This window comes from Paenibacillus albidus (assembly GCF_014644435.1).
Classification (GTDB): Bacteria; Bacillota; Bacilli; order Paenibacillales; family Paenibacillaceae; genus Paenibacillus_AQ; species Paenibacillus_AQ albidus.
Map to the genome: position 1 here is coordinate 119,592 of NZ_BMKR01000002.1, position 17,689 is coordinate 137,280.

Here is a 17,689-nt window from a genome sequence, read left to right on the forward strand (position 1 = left end):
TTGGAGAATCAGAAAAGACTAGCTTCGTTTCACCTGAATCCCGCAGTAGAACAGCAGGAACTCACAGAACATCATATTGGCCCAGGAGAACCATGGCCGTGTATATTCATCCGGCTGATCCACATGGAAAGCTTCGTGCATAAAGCCCGTACCCCCGTCCGTCTGTTCCAGAAGGTCCAAAAGGAATTCCTGCTCCTCGCGTTTGGTGGAGGTCATCCCCTGGACGGCAAGAGCAATGGGCCAGATGTACATGCTAGGGGTGTGGGGACTGCCAATACCTGCTGCAGCCCTGCCCTCGAAAAAGTAAGGATTGGCCTGGCTCAGAATGAGCCTGCGTGTATTGGCATACACCGGATCATTTACGTCCGCGTATCCCAGATAAGGGATGGAGAGCAGACTGGGAACATTGGCATCATCCATAATATTCACATGCCCCTGCCCATCCGTCTCATAGACATAAACAGGCCCGAATTCCGGGTGATCCATAATACCGTAGTGCCGGATTCCCTCCTCCAGCTGCTTGGCAAGATTGGCGGCCGTTTCTTCCAGTTCCGGATTGAAAAGTACCTCCCGTGCAATTTCGCATACATAACCCAAAACAACTGTAGCGAACATATTGGCCGGAACCAAGTAGCCATATTCACAGGCATCATCACTCGGACGAAAACCGGACCAGGTCATTCCGGTGTATGCCGTCAAACTCCCCTTACCGCCGCGGACCAGTGTATCCGTCGCCGGGCAGTCAAGACGCTGAAACAAATAATTGGAATCGCTTTCATGATTCTGCTCTGTGGTCCACACTTCAAGGATACGCCCTACTCCCTGTAGAAAAGAATCGTTGAACTGCGTGGTCCGTCCGGTGTTTTTCCACAGCAGATAGCTGAGCTGGATCGGGTAACAGAGTGAATCAATTTCATACTTCCGCTCCCAGATCCACGGGCTCATCTTCGTCAGATCCTGCTGATGCCCCTTCCCGTCCGCTTCCTCATTGAAAGCATTGGCATAAGGGTCAAGCTGAATACAGGAAAATTGACGCTCTACCAGTCCTTCTATCATGTCCGCTATATCCTCGTCTTCTGCGGCAGGGATCAGGAAGGGGCGGACCTGGGCGGCAGAATCCCGCAGCCACATGGCCGGGATATCGCCGGTGATGACAAAGGTTGTTCCATCCGGTTTGCGTTTGATGGTGGTGTTCCACGTGTTTGCCATACACCGCTCGAACATGTCGGACAATTTCGGACGATCCCTCAGCTTGTCGCGCACCTTGGCGGACAGCTGTTGTATTGAATCCGGTATTTCGCTTGTAATTTTCAGTTGAAGTACCCTCACTTTCCTGGTTTAATGATAAGCGTTTTCAAAATTAGTATATTAGTATGTTATTGATATGTCAATGTGTATTTTCCAAAAAAATAATATATCATCTCGATGCCGACAGTCGTGCAAAGGTCCAGCAAAAAAGACAACATAAATAAGGCGCCCCAAAAGTAGAAAGCGTTTCCCTTTCGCTAAATGAGTGCTGCCGGTCCAGTGTATTTTGTGCAGCCAAATCGCTCTGGTAGCGCTCGAAAGTTCATTCTGATGTATTTCGTACATCAAAAAATTTGAAAACAGACGATTTCTGGGTTTTCTGCTTTTTCTGATGCACAAAATGCAGCAAAATCTCTAATTGGCCGGGTTTTCTACCAATCTGCTGCACAAAGTGCAGTCTAAACAAGCCTCGTCCCAATCAGGTACGCTGGCCCTCCTTATAATGCGTGCAGGTGAATGTTAAGACTCCAATAACAAAACGAAAGAATGCCCCATGCAGTCATGAAACAGCTGCATAGGACATCCTTTCAAGCTAAAGTGACTTGCCTGGAGCAACAGGGCCGGTAGAATGGCCAAGCACCAGATGAGCGTCCAGCAGCACCTTGTTGGGGACAGGCTGGCCGTTCATGATATTCAGCACGTTTTCTACAGCAATCCGTCCCATCTCCTCTTCATTCTGGCGCATATGCGTAAAGGAATAGCCACCCCCGAGATCCGTCGGCGGACTGTCGAAACAAATAATCGAAATATCCTCGGGTATGCGCAGCCCCAGGCGCTCCACCGCTGTTTTGGCTAGCAGCGCAATATTGTACTCAATGGCAAACAGTGCGGTTATCGAAGGATGGCTCTTTAGATGGGACACCAACCGCTCAAGATCATGCTCGATATTATCCGGATTGAAGAACTTGGGGAGCGTAGAGGTCAGGTCACTGACCCACAGCCCCTTATCGACCATAATTCCCCGCTGGGCGTGTGCTTGAATGAAACCCTCGATCCGGTCCTCTACCGCTGTTGTATCTACCGGCGGCGGGGACAGAAACGAAATATGGGTATGCCCTAGGTCAAATAAATACTCTGTACCTTCAAGCGCTGCTTTCATATTATCGGAGCTGATGGATGCTGCGGCCACACCTTTGAGATGGCGGTCTACCAGAACCAGCGGAAACCGGGCAATCACCAGCTTCAGAATTTCTGCATTGAAATATTCGCCCTGAGCCGGTAAAATAATCAGCCCGTCCACGCCCAGATTCAGCAGCTTCTGGATGGACTCTTCCTCATTCTCCGGAATGCCAAAGGTTCTGCGCAGCACCAGAAAGCTGTCATTATCCCGTGAAGCCTGCTCCATCCCGTAAATGAGACCTGTACCATAGCTGTTGCCGAAATCTGTAATAATGAGACCGATGGTCTTTTCTTTGGAATTGATCGTGGAGGAACCCGCTGTAGAACCGGTCGATTCCTGGTCATGAGAGTCCTCGGACGGATCGGCGACAAACGAACCCCGGCCCGGCTTCCGGACAATCAAACGTTCGGCGGCAAGCATCTCCAGTGCTTTTTTGCTGGTAATCCGGCTTACTTTATAGGTTTCAGCCAGTTCTTTCTCGGAGGGAACCCGTTCACCCAGCTTGTAGCCTTGAGTAACGATGCTCTCCTTCACTTCATCAAAGATTTTCTCATACATCGGCTTGGAAGAAGTCGTTTCATTCATGACAACATTAGCTCCTGATTTTTAATTTTCGAGATTATACATAATAATATATCATGATATATCACAATTGTCGATATTTACGGTCACTGATCAGCAAAAGCCCGCTTGAACGCATTCACTAGTATTAGACCGCCCCAATAAAAGAAACAGCGGCAGCCATGGACTTGAGAAGATTAAGTCCTAGGTTGCCGCTGTTGTCGTAAGAATTCCTTGATTTTACCGCTATTCGCAGTGGAAATTTGGGGACAGCTTATGCTTACGAGGCGAGCTTTCCTATGGAAAGCTTTAGGGCGGACGCTACCCGCTCCTACAGTTCCAAAATTCCCCTCCGTTACTCTCACCTTGTTATTGCATTTTTCAGTTCATTCTATATAGTTACTTATTTTTATCCGGTAACCCCTGTCTTTTTGGCCTATGGAGATAATGGTTCTGAATGAATAGAGACCGCCGAAAGCAAAGCCCCTACTAGCTTAGCCGGCGTCTTTTTTCTACTTTTCTACCCTTGGACGGTTCTCTCAGTGTTCTGATCATCACCAGTGCAATAATCAACATCAGCAGAAGTATTAGAAAACAAAGAAAACGGTTATAAACAGTGCTGCCATCTTCCTGATAGTTGATGACTCCAAGACCCGCTGCGATGGGATAGAGATTGGTAAAGCCATGTCCGGAGGCAAAGATGCCCACAAAACCATAGAAAAAGGCAAAGCCTACTCCAGGCATGAATCCATTCGGCTTCCGGCTTGTAAACACGATAATCGGCAGAACCGCTATATATAAACACAAATGAATTCCGATCATCTGCAGGAGTGTATTAAACATCACTCCGGCGGTTAATCCTGAAAATTGGCTGATCAGATGGACGAGCATGGTCAACAAAAAGCTTACAAAGCCCAGGAATACAGCCAGCAAGCCAACCACTGCCAGTTTTCCAACCAGTAATTTTTGATATGTAACCGGAATCGTCCGGATGTTTTTCAAGGTGTCATCGGTATGTTCACGGTTAATGATATAACCGGCGATCAAGGTGATGGTAGCCGGATATATCAAGCTGAGACTGTTCCACATCACGGAATTTGAAAAATTCACAAAAGTATTGGCTGCCCCTTCAGTGGCAGTATTCTCAAACCAGCTTAACAGTACGGTTAATACCATTGCCATAACGCCAACCCACAGAATCGAATAGCGTTTTAGCTTGAGCAGTTCGGTTTTTATTATTTTTTCCATCGAAATCCCTCAACTTTCCCGTTTTCTGTAGACCAGAACAATTACCGCGTAGGACAACAATGCGATGATACATATAGTTACCGCCACCACTGGCAGCGGCAGGATATATGGCGATATGATGGAATAAAATGAATCCTCCGGGGTTACAAAAAAGTTCATCTGCCAGCGATAGATAATCGGAGCAGGCAATATATTTCCTAATAATCTCATCACTGGGGAAGTGGATGTCATTCCTAACATCGTCATGCCGAAATTAAAAATAGCATAAAAAACCACAACCAAAATCGAGAACACATAAGATCGATTGAAGTAGACGATTGCAATGATCACAGGGAGCGTCCCGGCAGTTAACAGCAGACCCGTGAGTGCGCTGATTCCCAATTTGATAAATATATCGTTGATCCCCCCCACCAGTAATCCGCTGACCATCGAAGAGCCTACAGAAGCCATTGAGAAAATAAATCCGAAAATGAACAATACAATAAGTTTAGCAGTTGCTATCCGGGCAGAAGAGACGGGAATCGTCCGCAGATTCTTAAGCGTGTCGTTATCCCGCTCCATGAAAAATAACATGGCCGCAACGATTCCTATAATTACAGGAAGCATTAACGGTGCGCCATAAGTAATAATCAGTCCAAACAACCCGTCATAGGCGCCGATGCTGCCCAGACTTCCTTTCAGAACCAGCAGGGTAAACGGGATGGGGAACAGACACGCTGCCAGGATGACGAATAAAATAAACTTTTTACGCTTCAGCTTTAAAAATTCACAGCGAACGAGACTAAGCAATCCCGGCACCTCCAGTGACCTTTTTAAAGTAATCCTCCAGCGTATCTTCACAGCTGTGGACTTCGGTCAACTCCAGACCTTGTTCCATAATAGATCGTGTTATCGCGGCCAGCGGCAGGTCGACATCGTACAGGCGAAGACTATGGTTATTTTCAATCTGGAAATTTCTTGTATGGAAGTTCCGCTCCAGCAGCCAGGCAACCTCTGCCGTATCGGATACCATGAAATGGACATATTTGCTGTTTTTCCGTTTCAGATCTTCCAGACTTCCCTCCTCCAGCAGTACGCCATGGTCGATAATCCCGATGTCATCCGCCAATAAGGCGATTTCAGATAAGATATGACTGGAGAGCAGCACTGTCTTTCCTCTGGCATCGCACAGATCACGGATAAAGGAACGGACTTCGGCAATGCCGATCGGATCAAGTCCGTTGATCGGCTCGTCCAAGATCAGCAATTCCGGATCGTGCATGACAGCCAGGGCAATGGCCAGCCGCTGCTTCATTCCGAGTGAATATTTGGCGAACAGCTTCTTGTCCCGATAGGGCAGTCCCATAAGCTCCAGCGTTGTTTTCATGGCGCTCCGGTTTGGGATTCCGCGCAGTTCCGCAAAAATCCTCAGATTCTCTGTCCCTGTCAAATTCGGATAAAAACCGGGCGACTCCACCATGCTGCCGATGCGCGGCAAAATCTCCCTGGCATGGGTATGGATATTCTTGCCGAAAATAAATACCTCCCCATTTGTTGGCTGGACCAGATTCAGCAGCATTTTCATCGTGGTTGTTTTGCCCGCCCCATTCCGGCCCAGCAGCCCGTAAATTCGCCCCTTCTTCACATGAAGATTCAGATTGGCAACACTTTTCTGTTCACCATATTGTTTGGTCAAATTATTCGTTTCAATAATGAACTCGCTCATCGGATAACTCCTCCTCATTCTGTATGTTCCTGATTATAGCAACCCAACCTGAAGTCAACCTAGAGGCAACCTAGAGTTAACCTAGAGTTCCAGAAACGGGAAACACCCCCTTCGTTTTGAAAGGGGGCATCCGGAGTCTCAGGATTAGATTACAGGATTAGATCAATGGAAACTGGACAAAGAATTTGGTCTCCAGGTTCGGATCACTTTGCACAGCAATCGTTCCGCCCAATCTGGTGACCAGCTGCTGGACAATCGAAAGCCCTAACCCGCTGCCTTTCCGGGCACGTGATTTATCACATTTGTAGAGACGCTCGAAAATATAAGGCAGATCCCGGCCGGCGATTCCCTTTCCATTATCGCCAACCAGAAGCAGCATTTTGGAGTTCTGCTCCACGACACTGATGGTAATATGGGTAGCTTCACTGTGCATAAGCACATTTTGCACGAGATTATTAAGAATTCGGGAATACGCGCCTGAATCCAAATGAACCCACAGGGGTCCTTCAGGAGTATCAATATCATATTCAAGACCTGAATTCTCGAATACAGGAACCCAGTCCATCAAGGTACTGCGGGTGAGTTCAGCCACTTCCACGTTCTCAGTCACCAAGGTTTCTTCACTGGAATTCAGCTTAAACCATTCAAATAACTGATCAACATATTCTTTCAGATCATGCGCTCTCAGGCGCGCGGTTTCGATATACTGTTCCCGTTCCGGGCCAACAACAATATCCTTATGTGCCGCGTCAAGATAGCCGATAAGCGTAGTCAAAGGCGTTCTCACATCATGTGACAGGCTGGTCATCAACTGTTGATTGGCTTCTGCGGATTGTTTCAGAGTAATGATTTGCTGCTGGTACAGACTGACAATGTCATTGAGCTGATAGCAGATGTTTGCTGTCAAGTCCTTGGGGCTCGCAAGAACTTTATTATTCGGATTACCGGCAGCAATGTCATCCAGAACTCTGGAGACATGCTGCAGCCGCTTTTTAACATCATATAATTTCTTAAGCGACAACAATGCGGCAATCAAGGCAATCGATGCAATGACGATCAGAGCGGCAGCTGATTCTGGTTTCAGATACAGGTTCTCCATGGCTACACCCCACGGTTGAAGCGGTAACCCATCCCTTTGACGGTCTGGATATAGGCCGGATTGCCCGGATCAAGTTCGATTTTCTTCCGCAGGCGGCTAATATATCCCATTATATTGGCATCATCGTAAGCATATTGTTCCTGCCAGACCTGCTCATAAATTTGTTTTTTTGTTAGAATTCTCCCCTGATTCTCGGCAAGAAGCCGCAGAACCTCGAACTCTTTAGCCGGCAGCTCGATCTGCTGTCCATTGGATGTGACGATGCAAGACTCCAGATCGATGGATAGTCCCTGAAAGTCGAGCGCCAGCGCTTTATCTACGGGTACCGCATTTAATGTAGTATACCTGCGGATCAGAGACAATACACGGGCAGTGAATTCGTCCAGATCAAACGGTTTGGTCAAATAATCATCAGCCCCGAGACGCAGTCCGCGTATTTTGTCGCCGCTTTCCGATTTGGAGGTCAGCATTAACACCGGAATGCCGCTGGCTTCCCTGATCTTTTCCAGCGTGTCGAAGCCGTCGATGCCCGGCATCATGACATCCAGGACTATTAATTGAACATCAGCAGCCGCCAGCGCCGCCAACCCTTCTTCTCCGGAGTGGTAGACTGCCGCCTCAATATTTTCTTTACTGACACATTTTTTGAGCAAATTGCACAACTCTTGGTCATCATCAATTATCAGAATTCTATTTCTCATGTTTGCTCCCCCATGTTTATCAATGATAATTTATAATTTTTGTTTTTCCAATAAACTTGTTTCTTTTTCAATCTGACTAATGTCAATACGCTCGAACAATAATTTTAGGTTCTGGATTTTTCGGTTAGCTGGAACTGAAGTAAACTTCCATACCGGTTGTTCAAGTGTCAGGAACTTTCCTATTTCTTCACAGGAGAAGGGAATAAACGGAGACAATAAATTGGACAGATTCACTATAATTTGCACACATGTATTCAGTGTATATCCACACGCTTCTCGGTTTTCCTTAATCCGCACCCACGGCTTTTGTTCATCAAAAAACTTGTTTGCTTGGCGAACGTAAGTAAAAATCAGCTCAATGGCTTCCTTTAGATGACCTTCTTCTATTAAAGCCCCAGACTTAAGATACAAATCCTCGATTGTCCTCTTCCATTCTTCACTGAGATTACCTTCTGGAACGCATCCCTCAAAAGACTTGTCGATAAAAGCCAATGTACGATTAACAAAATTCCCAAATGCGCCAAGCAATTCCCCATTATGGCTATGAATGAACTCCCTCCATGAAAAATCAGTATCCCGGTTTTCAGGCCCATTTGCTATTAAAAAATAACGAATGGAGTCCGGTTGATAGCGACTCATAACGTCCGGTACCCACACAGCCCAATTACTACTTGTCGAAAACTTTTTCCCTTCTAAGGTCATATATTCACATGATATAATTCGATCTGGCAAATGTAGATCCCCCACACCTAGGAGTAGCGCTGGCCAAACCACTGTATGGAAAGGTATATTATCTTTACCATGTACATAATAAGCGGTTATTTTCTCCTTCCCTTCCAACCAGAAAGCTTCCCAGCTCCCCCCTGTCTTTGCAGCCCACTGCTTGCTTGCTGATAAGTAGCCGCTGACAGCTTCGATCCAAACGTATATTTTCTTATCTTCAAACCCTTCAACTGGTACATCTACCCCCCAGGTTAAGTCCCTAGTTACAGCACGATCTTGAAGTCCTTCTTTTATGTAACGTCCAGTTGACTGTACCGCATTACCTTTCCATCCTTGAGCTGTTTTTGCATATTCGGTCAATTCAGTTTGGAATCGAGAAAGCGCAAGGTAATAATGCTCTGTTGTACGCTGGGTAGGGGGATTCCCACAAATCTTACAAGTCTTGTCTGAGAGTTCTGCAGGATCTAACAATGTTGAACAATGATCACATTGATCACCTCGGGCACGGTTCCCACAAACCGGGCAAATTCCCTCAACGTATCGATCCGGTAAAAATCGTTGATCTGTTTCACAATAGGTCTGCTGTATTTCTTTCTTGTACAAATGTCCATTTGCCAATAAACTCAAAAATAATTCTTTAACTACCCGATGATGAAACTCCTGGTCAGTACGCGTGTACAAATCATAAGTAAACCCCAACTGCTTAAAGCACTCTGCAAACTCCTGATGAAATCGATCTGCAATATCCCCTGGAGTGACACCCTCTTGAATGGCTTGAACTGCGACAGGTGTGCCGTGACAATCACTCCCTGATACGTACAATACCTTTTCTCCCTTCGAGCGGAAATAACGAGCTAGCACATCTCCTGGTAATAAACTTGCCAAACGCCCCAGATGCAATGAACCGTTCGCATAAGGCCAAGCTCCGCCAATAAAAATATTTGCCATTAAGAATCCTCCTTTTTGGACAAACAAAAAAACTCTCATCCCAAAGGGACGAGAGTTGTTCTCACGCGGTACCACCCAATTTTTATTAATACCTTGCGGCATTAACCTCTTCAGGTACGGCGTGTGTACACGTTTATACCCTAGCACAGTAACGGGTGCGGGTTCCGGCGCAGTCTACAACCACATGAGGGTTCGATGCGCAGCTCAGAGACCATATTCCCAAGGTTATTCTTTACCCCTTTTCAGCAATCGGGGCTCTCTGTAAAAAGAAATCGCCATGGTACTCTTTCTCGTCTTAGCCTTTTTCTGAATATTCAAGTTATTGGAAATTATACTGAATATGATTTCCTAAGTCAAGGGTTGATCAATCATAAATTTTGTTGAGTTGAAGACTATATTGCGATTCCTCAAACTGCCCGTCCGCTAAATGACACATCGTTAGTCTAAAACATAATTTTCTCAGTCTACACCTTTATTTTCTTTTAACAGATTGATTATATTTATCTGCTCTCCCCCACTTACAACAGCAGGCCCAGCTCATGTAATTGATCAAATATAAGCTGACTTACGGCAGATACCCGGTCCCGCTCTGCATAGGTCAACCAGAGATACTCCTCAATTTCAGCTGCGGGGCGGAGTTCTCCTTCGAAATCGGCAAAATAACAAGACATGACCACCTTCACCCCTGCCGCCTTGCCATCGGCCTCCGCTTCAAATACACCAAACCGGGAAATGGTTTCAGGCCGCAAGCGGACCGACAACTCTTCCTCCACCTCTCTTGCCAGCGTTTGTTCATCCGTTTCACCGGCCTCTCTTTTTCCTCCCGGAATATAAAAAAGCGCTTTTCCTTTGGAACGAGCCCCAAGCAGCTTGCCCTCAGCAATATAAAGCCAGGCCACTTTGTCTATTCTTACCGCCATTTTGTTCTCCACCTTTCCTTATGCACCCAGACGTTCTGTTTTGCTTGCGACTGCTTTCCGGCTCACCCGTTCTCCACCGAATTTAAAGCAAAGAATGCCCGCAATAATCACCAGGACGCCAATGAACTGATTTAATGTAAAAGGAACCTTCGTCAGGCCCAGCCATCCGAAAGAGTCCCACAGCAGCGCAAATCCCAGCTGGGAGATCAGGACGATCGAAATGGCAAAGGTAGGTCCCAGCAGCTTCAGCGCCTGCACCAGGCAGATGACCACACCCACGCCAATGATTCCACTAAACCAGTACCAGGGCTGCATCTGCTGCAAGGCAAATGTATCTTTGCCTTCAACGATCAGGCTCATCATCAATGAAGCGATGAATCCCATCCCGAGCACAAGGGTAGTGGTGGACCAGGACCCTGTACGTTCGTTTACTTTACTGTTAAAAATATTCTGCAACGCTACCAGCGAGCCCGCCAGAAGCGATAATAAAATGCCGATAATCATATATTTTGCCCCCTTGTTCCGCGCATTATAGTTTCAATATAACTACACCGGCTACCATTAAAGCGATGCCGATGAACTGGGGCAGCTTCATTTTTTGCTTTGCCACCCCGAACCATCCGTTGATATCCGTTAGAAAAGTAAGACCCAGTTGGGCAATGAGCAGCGTCCCAATCGTAAAGGTCACCCCTATCTGTCCGATCGCGGTCACCTCACTGAAGATTACGATGGCTCCGAATGCCCCGCCCGCGAGATACAAGGGCTTCACCTGTTTGATCCCTCCGTGCTTGCCGTCCCGGACAATCAGCAGAATCAGCAGCGCCATCAGAAATCCGGTCAACTGAGTAACCGTTGCAGCCTGCCATGTTCCAATATCCTGGCTAATTCTTGAATTGGCTACCCCCTGCAGCGTAATGCAGGCTCCGCCCAATAATGCAAAGATAATCCCTTTCATGCTATTCTCTCCTCCATTGAACTCTCTTCTAATATTAAAGGCGATGGAGGAAGGTTAAGGGAAGGACATATGTCCTTTTATGCCAAAATAGACCTTTCCCGCATCATTGCGAATAAAGGCCTGTGAGGAAACATTATGTTATAGTAAGGATCTACTAAAGGAAGGGGTGACCAATGAATAAGGCCGAAATTATCGCCATCATCGCTTTAATCTTCTCCGTACTTCTGCTGATTAAGGTCTTCCGCCTGCAGGCCCGCCTCAATGAGCTAAGCTCGGATGTAGCGCGTCTTGAAGGCAGATCCGAAGCCTACCCTTTATCCAAACAGGACGCCGCTGCAACGATCTATGTAGATGATAGAGCCCTTGCACCGGATCTGGAACAGCGCTTGCGTTATCTTCTTGCAGACGGAAAGAAAATTCAGGCCATCAAAGAGCTTAGGGAAGCTAAAGACCTGAAACTTAAAGAAGCTAAGGATTATGTGGATGCTATGGAACGCCGGTAGGTCTGCGTCCCTGCACACTTGTTCAAACCCAAAAAGGCGTCTCTACAAAGAGAGTCGCCTTTTGCGGTTCATTAATCATCCCAACCGTTGTCATCCCGATCATCCTCGACTTCATCACCATCAAAATCATCATTATCATCATTGTCCCGATCAATATACAGTACCTTGCCCGTATAAGCATCAATGCCGACTTCCGCGGAAACATTGCCATTTCTCACTTCAATCTCATATTTCAATTTGCCGTTGTCCCGGTCCAGGTCAACCTCAACCACCTTGCCGCCGGCTGCTTTTACGGCCGTTACCTTTGCAGCGGCTACAGTAATTTTTGTGCCTTTATCCTGGGCACTCGCCTCTGTCACAGATTGCTCATAACGGTCATCCTCATCGTCGTCCCGGTCATCATCCGCCCGTACACTCAGAGTCTTCCCGGTATACGCCTCGATTAGAACATCCACGTCACGCTGGCCTTGCTCGATTTCCACTTCATAATAGGTTTTGCCGTTTTTAGTCTCCAGTTCCACACTTTCAATACGCCCCTGGACTTCTTTTAATGCAAATTGCTTGGCCTTGTCCACACCAATGCGCGCCTGACTTGCTTCCGGTGTCTGCGCTGCTGCGGATGCTCCCTCAACAATCCCCAGAGTTCCTGCACTTCCCAACAGAATCGCTGCTGCGGTAATCCCGCCCCATAATTTTCTCTTCATCATTGTTGCCTCCTAATGTTCTTTGTTGTCTTCTCTGTTACTACTATAACCGGATTAAATGAGAAGAAAGAGAGTGGAACATTAGAATTTGATGAGAAGGAATATACAGAAGTTATTCCTAACCAGTCATGAATTATCGTCATCGTCCTTCTTTTCCCAGGTAATGGACATCACGACTCCGGAAACGGCATTCACCTGCACGACCGCTTCGCGGCCATCTGAATGATTCACCTCTATGAGATAATAGGATCCCGCCGGGCCGTTCCCGAAGTCCACATCATCCAGTTCACCAGTCACCTCCTGAAGGGCAATATATACAGCCTGCTTCTCAGTAATCCACTGCTTTGCCGTGGGTGCCGTACTTGCTGCAGGCGGCCGGGCTGAAGCGGCGGGCGGCGTTGCCGGTGAGGCTGAAGGAGACGGTGTAGCCGGGACAGCCGGAGGTTCAGTCCCGGCAGGTGTTGGGACCGGCGATGGTTCAGCTGTTGCCCTTGACTCCAGCTGAACGATGGATGCGATCTCCCCGGTGGCCGCCGCAAGCTTCAGTTCGTATAGCCCTTGGCTTGTTTCCAGCCGGGTCAGGTATATGCCGTCCTGAAGGTCCATGCTGAGCACAGTGCCGGGATATTCGTCCAGTACTGCTTGCCGGGCTTCTTGCTCGGAAAGCTGCTTGGTTGGGTTATTGACCTGCTTCAGAAGAAATGCGGCACAGAACAGCACAATAAGCACAATGAAGAAGATCAGGATAGATGTGCTTTTCTTTGTCATCGCTTCTCCCTGCTTTCGGATGGAATCCATATCTTCACGGTGGTTCCGGTTCCTTCAAGGCTCTCCAGTTCAATCCTTGCCCCAATGGCCTTTGCAATTTCTGCCGCCAGGGAAAGACCCAACCCGGCCCCGCCGTCTTCCCGTACTCTTGCTTCATCCACCCGGTAGAAACGGTCAAATATTCTAGGGAGCTCCGTCTTGGAGATGCCGATGCCCCGATCCGTGATCCGGATACAGCTTTCACGTCCGGAGATTTCCAGACGGATTATAATCTCTTCATCACTGTATTTACGTGCATTGTCCAAAAAAATAAACATCAGTTGTCTAAGCTTCGCCTCATCGCTGTAGCCCTTTATAGCCCTGTCAGAGTGAACACGAACCTCTCTGCCGTAGGCATTTCTGAACGCTTTGGCCGAGTTCTCAGCCACTTCCGCCAGGTTGATAACAGCCATGTCGAGATTCCACTGTTCCTTGGGACCCGCTAGCAGCAACAGCTGCTCCATCAGCTCTTTCATGCGGATCGCTTCCGATTCAATCGCTTCAACCGATTCAAGAAATACCTCGGGATGGTCGAGTCCTCTTCTTTTCAGCAGACTTGCATAGCTCTCAATCACAGTCAACGGCGTTCTCAGCTCATGCGAAGCATCCGAGACGAACTTTTCCTGCTTGGCATAATTGCTCTCCAGTAAAGTAATCATTTCGTTAAAGGTGCGTCCCATCTCCACCAGTTCATCTTTGGATCTGCCATCCAGCTCAAGCCTTCTGAATTTACCGCTCTGTTTGATATCCTGCATCGTGAGTGTCATCTCTACAATCGGGCGCATGATCAGTCCTGCGAGGATCCGGCTGGAGATCAGAAGCGGCAGCAGCACCAGCAGGGTTACCGCCGCCAGAACCAGCCGCAATACCCTGAGCATATTCAGCGTGCTGTCCAAATTCTCTGTAACCTGCACATTCATAACCTTTCCGTCATGCCAAACCACAGGAATGGATACAAAGGCATAGGTGCCCCCGGCCAGCTTCATCACTTCGCTGCGGCTGGAGGCGGAATACACCCCCGCCACCCGGCTCAGCTCCTGTTCAGAGGCTGATGTCACCGCAGCCGGACCGCTGCCGTCTTGACCCAGCAGCCGGATCATGCCGGCCGCAGGCACATACGCGCGCAGCATATCTGATTCTGGCACATTACCCGCAGCCTTTTTCATCTCTGCGGCAATTTTGGCACCGGCCGCCCGGGTCTGCTCCAGCTGGCTGTTTAAGGACATCCGGCTGAACAGATAATAGATCGTCAGACTCATGAGAACAAGAAGCAGGGCAAACAGAACGCTGGAGTATAGATGTATCTTGCTGCGCAGCTTCATGGCTGGTCCTTCAGGACATATCCAACGCCCCGAATCGTATGAATCAGCTCCTGTTCCTTCTGCTGGGGATCGATTTTTTTGCGGACATAACGGATATAGACATCCACCACATTGGTGTCCCCCTGATAGTCGTATCCCCAGACGGCAACAGTAATCTGCTCCCGGCTCAGCACTTGGCGTTTGTTCTTCAGCAGATAGACCAGCAGGTCAAATTCACGGGGAGTGAGCTCGATGGATTGTCCGTCCCGGACAACCTCGCGGGTCGTTTCGTTCAATTGAAGATTGCCTGCGGTGAGGCTCTGATTCCCGGATTCCTTCTTGCGGGCGCCGGCCAGCCGCAGCGCAGCCCGAATCCGGGCCAGCAGCTCTTCGATCTGAAAGGGTTTGGTGATATAGTCATTGGCTCCGAGATCAAGTCCCGATACCTTGTCTTCCACTGCGCTTTTGGCTGTCAGCATCAGCACGGCCGTATGCGGATCATGCTGGCGAATCCTCCGCAGCAGCTCAATGCCGCTGATCCCGGGAATCATCACATCCAGCAGAATCAAGTCCAGGGCAACTTCCGATTGGTATATATCCAGGGCGGACCGCCCGTTATTCGCAATCAATACGCTGTAGCCTTCGCATTCCAGCTCGATCTGCAGCAAGCGGGCAATTTTTTCTTCATCCTCTACAACCAGGATGGTCTCCGGCATCTGTCTTCCTCCCAGTTGTCCGTATTCATAAGGCCGGGAAGAGGTTCTTCCCGGCCGGTTGGATTTTATATCATGTATCGCTATATTATATAGATTGAACTTATAATTTTCTTATTGGGATTGGATCGTGACTACGGTGAATGTTTGGACTTCCGGCCGCTGTTGTCTTCAGATTTCTTGACTTATACCACCCTTCACGGTTGAAATCTGCTGACAAAGGCGGTCACTTCCGCTCCTCCAGTTCCAAAATCCCCCTCCGTCACTTTTTCCATCTTCTTATATTTTCAGGTTCAATCAATATAACTTATACATTATAACAAGAAAGAAGAGATCCCGACAAATGGCTATGATCAGAGGTCTTTGCGAATAAAAATCCGCAGTGAAATCAGATAGGAACCAAACAGGATGCACAGGTAAGCGAGGCCGCCTATCATATACAGAACCGTTTGGTTGGAGCTTAAGTCAACGGCCCACTCCGACAGGAACGGAAACCACTCCAGCAGCTTAGCAGACAAGCTTGACCCCAGAATGGCAATCAGCATAAAGATGATATTTACAATTTGCGCTCCCTTCTGGCCCAGCCAAAAAAACAGCGGTAAATAAAAGGCGCCCAGAAGCGGGAAAACAGCGGTAACTAACCCTATTTCCTTCCAAAAATGGGGTACTGATGGATGTCCGAGCGACAGCCCCGCCATATACATAATCACGGTGATCCCAAACCCCAGCAAGGCAAACGGCAACATGGATATATATTTGGAGGCAACCAGCTGCTGTCTGCATATAGGCAGGCTGATCAGGAACCTTTGATTCATGTGCTGAACATCCAGTGTACAGGAGTTAATCAGCAGCAGCATGGGTGGCAATGACGCGAAGATAAAAGTGCCATCATTCATAAAAGCCATCCAGATATAATAGGGAATCAGCAGCAACAGGAACTTGCGCACCAGGATGAAATCCTTACGAATCAATTGTAATGAAGGATACAATGAGAACACTCCCTTTACATTAGAATATACTCAGGCATGGATGGTGTTTCCTTTGACGGTGAAATACATAATCTCTTCAAGCGTAGGTGTCTCGCAAAGCGCGATATCTTTGAAATACCGTTCCCCCTCCGTACGGTTGGACACCAGTCCCTCAAAACCGTGCGCCGTCTCCCGGATTCCGGTGAACCAGCCGCGGGTGTCCCGGTCCAGCAGTTCCTTTCCGCCTTTTACCAGCAAATATTTCTCGGGCAAGGACTCTTTCATCTCATTAAATACGAGCTTGCCTTCATTTAAAAACACTATGTAATCCGCTATCCGGTCCAGATCCGTGGTGTTGTGTGTGGAGAACAGAATGGACTTCTTTTCATCCAGGATATGCCCGCTTAACAGGTCCAGCAGTTCCCGGCGAAATACAGGATCTAGTCCAGCCGTAGGTTCATCCATAATCAGCAGCTCCGCTCCGTGAGACAATGCGATGGCAAGGGAGAATTTCATTTTCATCCCCTTGGACAGGTCCTTGATCTTCTTGTCAGGGGAAAGTCTGAACAGCTCCAGATACTTGCGGCATACCTCCTCATCCCAACCGCTAAAGAAAGGGGCGATCATCCGCTTCATCTGCTTAATGGTAAGATGGTCGTAAAAATAATTCTCATCCGAGACATACCCGATTCTGTCTTTGAAGCCGGGATCATCAGGGCTGTTCGGTCTGCCAAATATCCGGATCTCCCCCCGTTCCGCAAAAATCATTCCCATCAACATTTGAATCAGCGTCGTTTTGCCTGCACCGTTAGGCCCGATCAATCCTGTAATGTACCCTTCTTTAATCGAGAAGGTAAGATCCTTCAGCTCAAAACGATCGTACGATTTACAAACCTGGTTGAATTGAATGACTTCATTCATCCTTATTCCTCCTCATAAATCAATTTCATCATGTCCGACATCTCGGCAAAACCAATCCCCAAAAGCCGGCTTTCTTCGATGATTTCTTTCATCTTGTTCTCCATGATCCGCAGGCGCTGTTCACGGATGAACTCCTGGTCCGCCCCCGAGACAAAAGACCCTTTGCCGACAATCGAATTGATCAGCCCTTCCCGTTCCAGTTCCTCATAAGCCCTTTTGGTTGTAATCACGCTGATCTGCAATTCTTTAGCCAGCAGGCGGATTGAAGGCAGCGGTGTGCCCGAGGTTAATTCCCCTTGAAGAATCATCTGCCGGACCTGGCCCGCAATCTGCGCATATATCGGCTCACCAGAGGTGCTTGATATCAAAATATTCATGAACCGGCACCCACATCCTTCAGTATCTATTGTATTTAGTGTATATGTGTAATATATACACTATAAACAGGATTGTCAATTAGCTCTGATACAAGCAACAAACCTTC

Annotated in this window: 19 protein-coding genes and 1 other annotated feature; of the genes, 1 reads left to right on the plus strand and 18 read right to left on the minus strand. The window is 47.9% G+C overall.

Features of this window, described 5'->3' with window-relative positions; translation table 11 throughout:
* Positions 1-18: 18 nt before the first annotated feature.
* The 11 genes from IEY53_RS02265 to IEY53_RS02315 form a co-directional block, all read right to left on the minus strand.
* Positions 19-1,329, minus strand: coding sequence for a glycoside hydrolase family 125 protein (locus IEY53_RS02265; RefSeq protein WP_268240744.1), 1,311 nt, complete (start codon positions 1,327-1,329; stop codon positions 19-21).
* Positions 1,330-1,840: 511 nt separating this feature from the next.
* Positions 1,841-3,013: a GntR family transcriptional regulator gene (locus IEY53_RS02270; RefSeq protein WP_189021984.1), complete on the minus strand. Its 1,173-nt coding sequence runs from the start codon at positions 3,011-3,013 to the stop codon at positions 1,841-1,843.
* A gap of 465 nt (positions 3,014-3,478) precedes the next feature.
* Positions 3,479-4,237 (minus strand): ABC transporter permease, encoded by a 759-nt coding sequence (locus IEY53_RS02275; RefSeq protein ID WP_189021985.1) that lies wholly within the window; start codon positions 4,235-4,237, stop codon positions 3,479-3,481.
* Between the two features lie 9 nt (positions 4,238-4,246).
* On the minus strand, positions 4,247-5,026 hold the full coding sequence (locus IEY53_RS02280; protein ID WP_189021986.1) for an ABC transporter permease: 780 nt from the start codon (positions 5,024-5,026) through the stop codon (positions 4,247-4,249).
* Positions 5,019-5,942 carry an ABC transporter ATP-binding protein gene (locus tag IEY53_RS02285; RefSeq protein WP_189021987.1) on the minus strand — a complete coding sequence of 308 codons (924 nt, stop codon included), beginning with the start codon at positions 5,940-5,942 and terminating at the stop codon, positions 5,019-5,021. Before IEY53_RS02285 ends, IEY53_RS02280 begins: the two co-directional genes overlap by 8 nt.
* Positions 5,943-6,099: 157 nt before the next feature.
* Positions 6,100-7,041 carry a sensor histidine kinase gene (locus tag IEY53_RS02290; RefSeq protein ID WP_189021988.1) on the minus strand — a complete coding sequence of 314 codons (942 nt, stop codon included), beginning with the start codon at positions 7,039-7,041 and terminating at the stop codon, positions 6,100-6,102.
* Between the two features lie 2 nt (positions 7,042-7,043).
* On the minus strand, positions 7,044-7,742 hold the full coding sequence (locus tag IEY53_RS02295; RefSeq protein ID WP_189021989.1) for a response regulator transcription factor: 699 nt from the start codon (positions 7,740-7,742) through the stop codon (positions 7,044-7,046).
* A gap of 30 nt (positions 7,743-7,772) precedes the next feature.
* Positions 7,773-9,413, minus strand: a complete 1,641-nt coding sequence (gene metG / locus IEY53_RS02300) for a methionine--tRNA ligase (RefSeq protein ID WP_189021990.1) — start codon at positions 9,411-9,413, stop codon at positions 7,773-7,775.
* Between the two features lie 41 nt (positions 9,414-9,454).
* Positions 9,455-9,719 (minus strand) — a binding site (T-box leader).
* 212 nt (positions 9,720-9,931) lie between these two features.
* Entirely contained in the window at positions 9,932-10,333 is a 402-nt protein-coding gene (locus tag IEY53_RS02305) for an NUDIX hydrolase (protein WP_189021991.1), read from the minus strand.
* Positions 10,334-10,351: 18 nt separating this feature from the next.
* Positions 10,352-10,837 (minus strand): DMT family transporter, encoded by a 486-nt coding sequence (locus IEY53_RS02310; RefSeq protein ID WP_189021992.1) that lies wholly within the window; start codon positions 10,835-10,837, stop codon positions 10,352-10,354.
* Between the two features lie 25 nt (positions 10,838-10,862).
* Positions 10,863-11,288: a DMT family transporter gene (locus IEY53_RS02315; protein ID WP_189021993.1), complete on the minus strand. Its 426-nt coding sequence runs from the start codon at positions 11,286-11,288 to the stop codon at positions 10,863-10,865.
* A gap of 173 nt (positions 11,289-11,461) precedes the next feature.
* Between IEY53_RS02315 and IEY53_RS02320 the strand changes: the two genes are divergently transcribed.
* The gene (locus IEY53_RS02320) at positions 11,462-11,791 is read left to right on the plus strand and encodes a ribosomal protein L7/L12 (RefSeq protein WP_189021994.1); all 330 of its coding nucleotides are present in this window, start codon (positions 11,462-11,464) and stop codon (positions 11,789-11,791) included.
* Between the two features lie 71 nt (positions 11,792-11,862).
* Here the strand turns inward: IEY53_RS02320 and IEY53_RS02325 are convergent, their stop codons facing one another.
* From IEY53_RS02325 to IEY53_RS02355, 7 genes are all read right to left on the minus strand, one after another.
* Positions 11,863-12,495, minus strand: coding sequence for a PepSY domain-containing protein (locus IEY53_RS02325; protein WP_189021995.1), 633 nt, complete (start codon positions 12,493-12,495; stop codon positions 11,863-11,865).
* Positions 12,496-12,621: 126 nt separating this feature from the next.
* Positions 12,622-13,263, minus strand: a complete 642-nt coding sequence (locus IEY53_RS02330) for a PepSY domain-containing protein (protein ID WP_189021996.1) — start codon at positions 13,261-13,263, stop codon at positions 12,622-12,624.
* Complete coding sequence (locus IEY53_RS02335) at positions 13,260-14,624, minus strand: sensor histidine kinase (RefSeq protein ID WP_189021997.1); 1,365 nt, start codon at positions 14,622-14,624, stop codon at positions 13,260-13,262. Before IEY53_RS02335 ends, IEY53_RS02330 begins: the two co-directional genes overlap by 4 nt.
* Positions 14,621-15,319: a response regulator transcription factor gene (locus IEY53_RS02340; protein ID WP_189021998.1), complete on the minus strand. Its 699-nt coding sequence runs from the start codon at positions 15,317-15,319 to the stop codon at positions 14,621-14,623. The genes IEY53_RS02335 and IEY53_RS02340 overlap by 4 nt, the downstream gene beginning before the upstream one ends.
* A 350-nt stretch (positions 15,320-15,669) precedes the next feature.
* Complete coding sequence (locus IEY53_RS02345; RefSeq protein ID WP_189021999.1) at positions 15,670-16,305, minus strand: ABC-2 transporter permease; 636 nt, start codon at positions 16,303-16,305, stop codon at positions 15,670-15,672.
* A 30-nt stretch (positions 16,306-16,335) separates the two neighbouring features.
* Positions 16,336-17,205 (minus strand): ABC transporter ATP-binding protein, encoded by an 870-nt coding sequence (locus IEY53_RS02350; RefSeq protein WP_189022000.1) that lies wholly within the window; start codon positions 17,203-17,205, stop codon positions 16,336-16,338.
* 2 nt (positions 17,206-17,207) lie between these two features.
* Positions 17,208-17,582 (minus strand): GntR family transcriptional regulator, encoded by a 375-nt coding sequence (locus IEY53_RS02355; protein ID WP_189022001.1) that lies wholly within the window; start codon positions 17,580-17,582, stop codon positions 17,208-17,210.
* Positions 17,583-17,689: the final 107 nt, after the last annotated feature.

Coding starts and splice junctions, on each gene's coding strand:
- IEY53_RS02350 (WP_189022000.1), bottom strand. CDS start 17,205: ATGAATGAAGTCATTCAATTCAACCAGGTTTGTAAATCGTACGATCGT.
- IEY53_RS02285 (WP_189021987.1), bottom strand. CDS start 5,942: ATGAGCGAGTTCATTATTGAAACGAATAATTTGACCAAACAATATGGT.
- IEY53_RS02315 (WP_189021993.1), bottom strand. CDS start 11,288: ATGAAAGGGATTATCTTTGCATTATTGGGCGGAGCCTGCATTACGCTG.
- IEY53_RS02325 (WP_189021995.1), bottom strand. CDS start 12,495: ATGAAGAGAAAATTATGGGGCGGGATTACCGCAGCAGCGATTCTGTTG.
- IEY53_RS02355 (WP_189022001.1), bottom strand. CDS start 17,582: ATGAATATTTTGATATCAAGCACCTCTGGTGAGCCGATATATGCGCAG.
- metG (WP_189021990.1), bottom strand. CDS start 9,413: ATGGCAAATATTTTTATTGGCGGAGCTTGGCCTTATGCGAACGGTTCA.
- IEY53_RS02340 (WP_189021998.1), bottom strand. CDS start 15,319: ATGCCGGAGACCATCCTGGTTGTAGAGGATGAAGAAAAAATTGCCCGC.
- IEY53_RS02270 (WP_189021984.1), bottom strand. CDS start 3,013: ATGAATGAAACGACTTCTTCCAAGCCGATGTATGAGAAAATCTTTGAT.
- IEY53_RS02335 (WP_189021997.1), bottom strand. CDS start 14,624: ATGAAGCTGCGCAGCAAGATACATCTATACTCCAGCGTTCTGTTTGCC.
- IEY53_RS02310 (WP_189021992.1), bottom strand. CDS start 10,837: ATGATTATCGGCATTTTATTATCGCTTCTGGCGGGCTCGCTGGTAGCG.
- IEY53_RS02320 (WP_189021994.1), top strand. CDS start 11,462: ATGAATAAGGCCGAAATTATCGCCATCATCGCTTTAATCTTCTCCGTA.
- IEY53_RS02330 (WP_189021996.1), bottom strand. CDS start 13,263: ATGACAAAGAAAAGCACATCTATCCTGATCTTCTTCATTGTGCTTATT.
- IEY53_RS02305 (WP_189021991.1), bottom strand. CDS start 10,333: ATGGCGGTAAGAATAGACAAAGTGGCCTGGCTTTATATTGCTGAGGGC.
- IEY53_RS02290 (WP_189021988.1), bottom strand. CDS start 7,041: ATGGAGAACCTGTATCTGAAACCAGAATCAGCTGCCGCTCTGATCGTC.
- IEY53_RS02275 (WP_189021985.1), bottom strand. CDS start 4,237: ATGGAAAAAATAATAAAAACCGAACTGCTCAAGCTAAAACGCTATTCG.
- IEY53_RS02295 (WP_189021989.1), bottom strand. CDS start 7,742: ATGAGAAATAGAATTCTGATAATTGATGATGACCAAGAGTTGTGCAAT.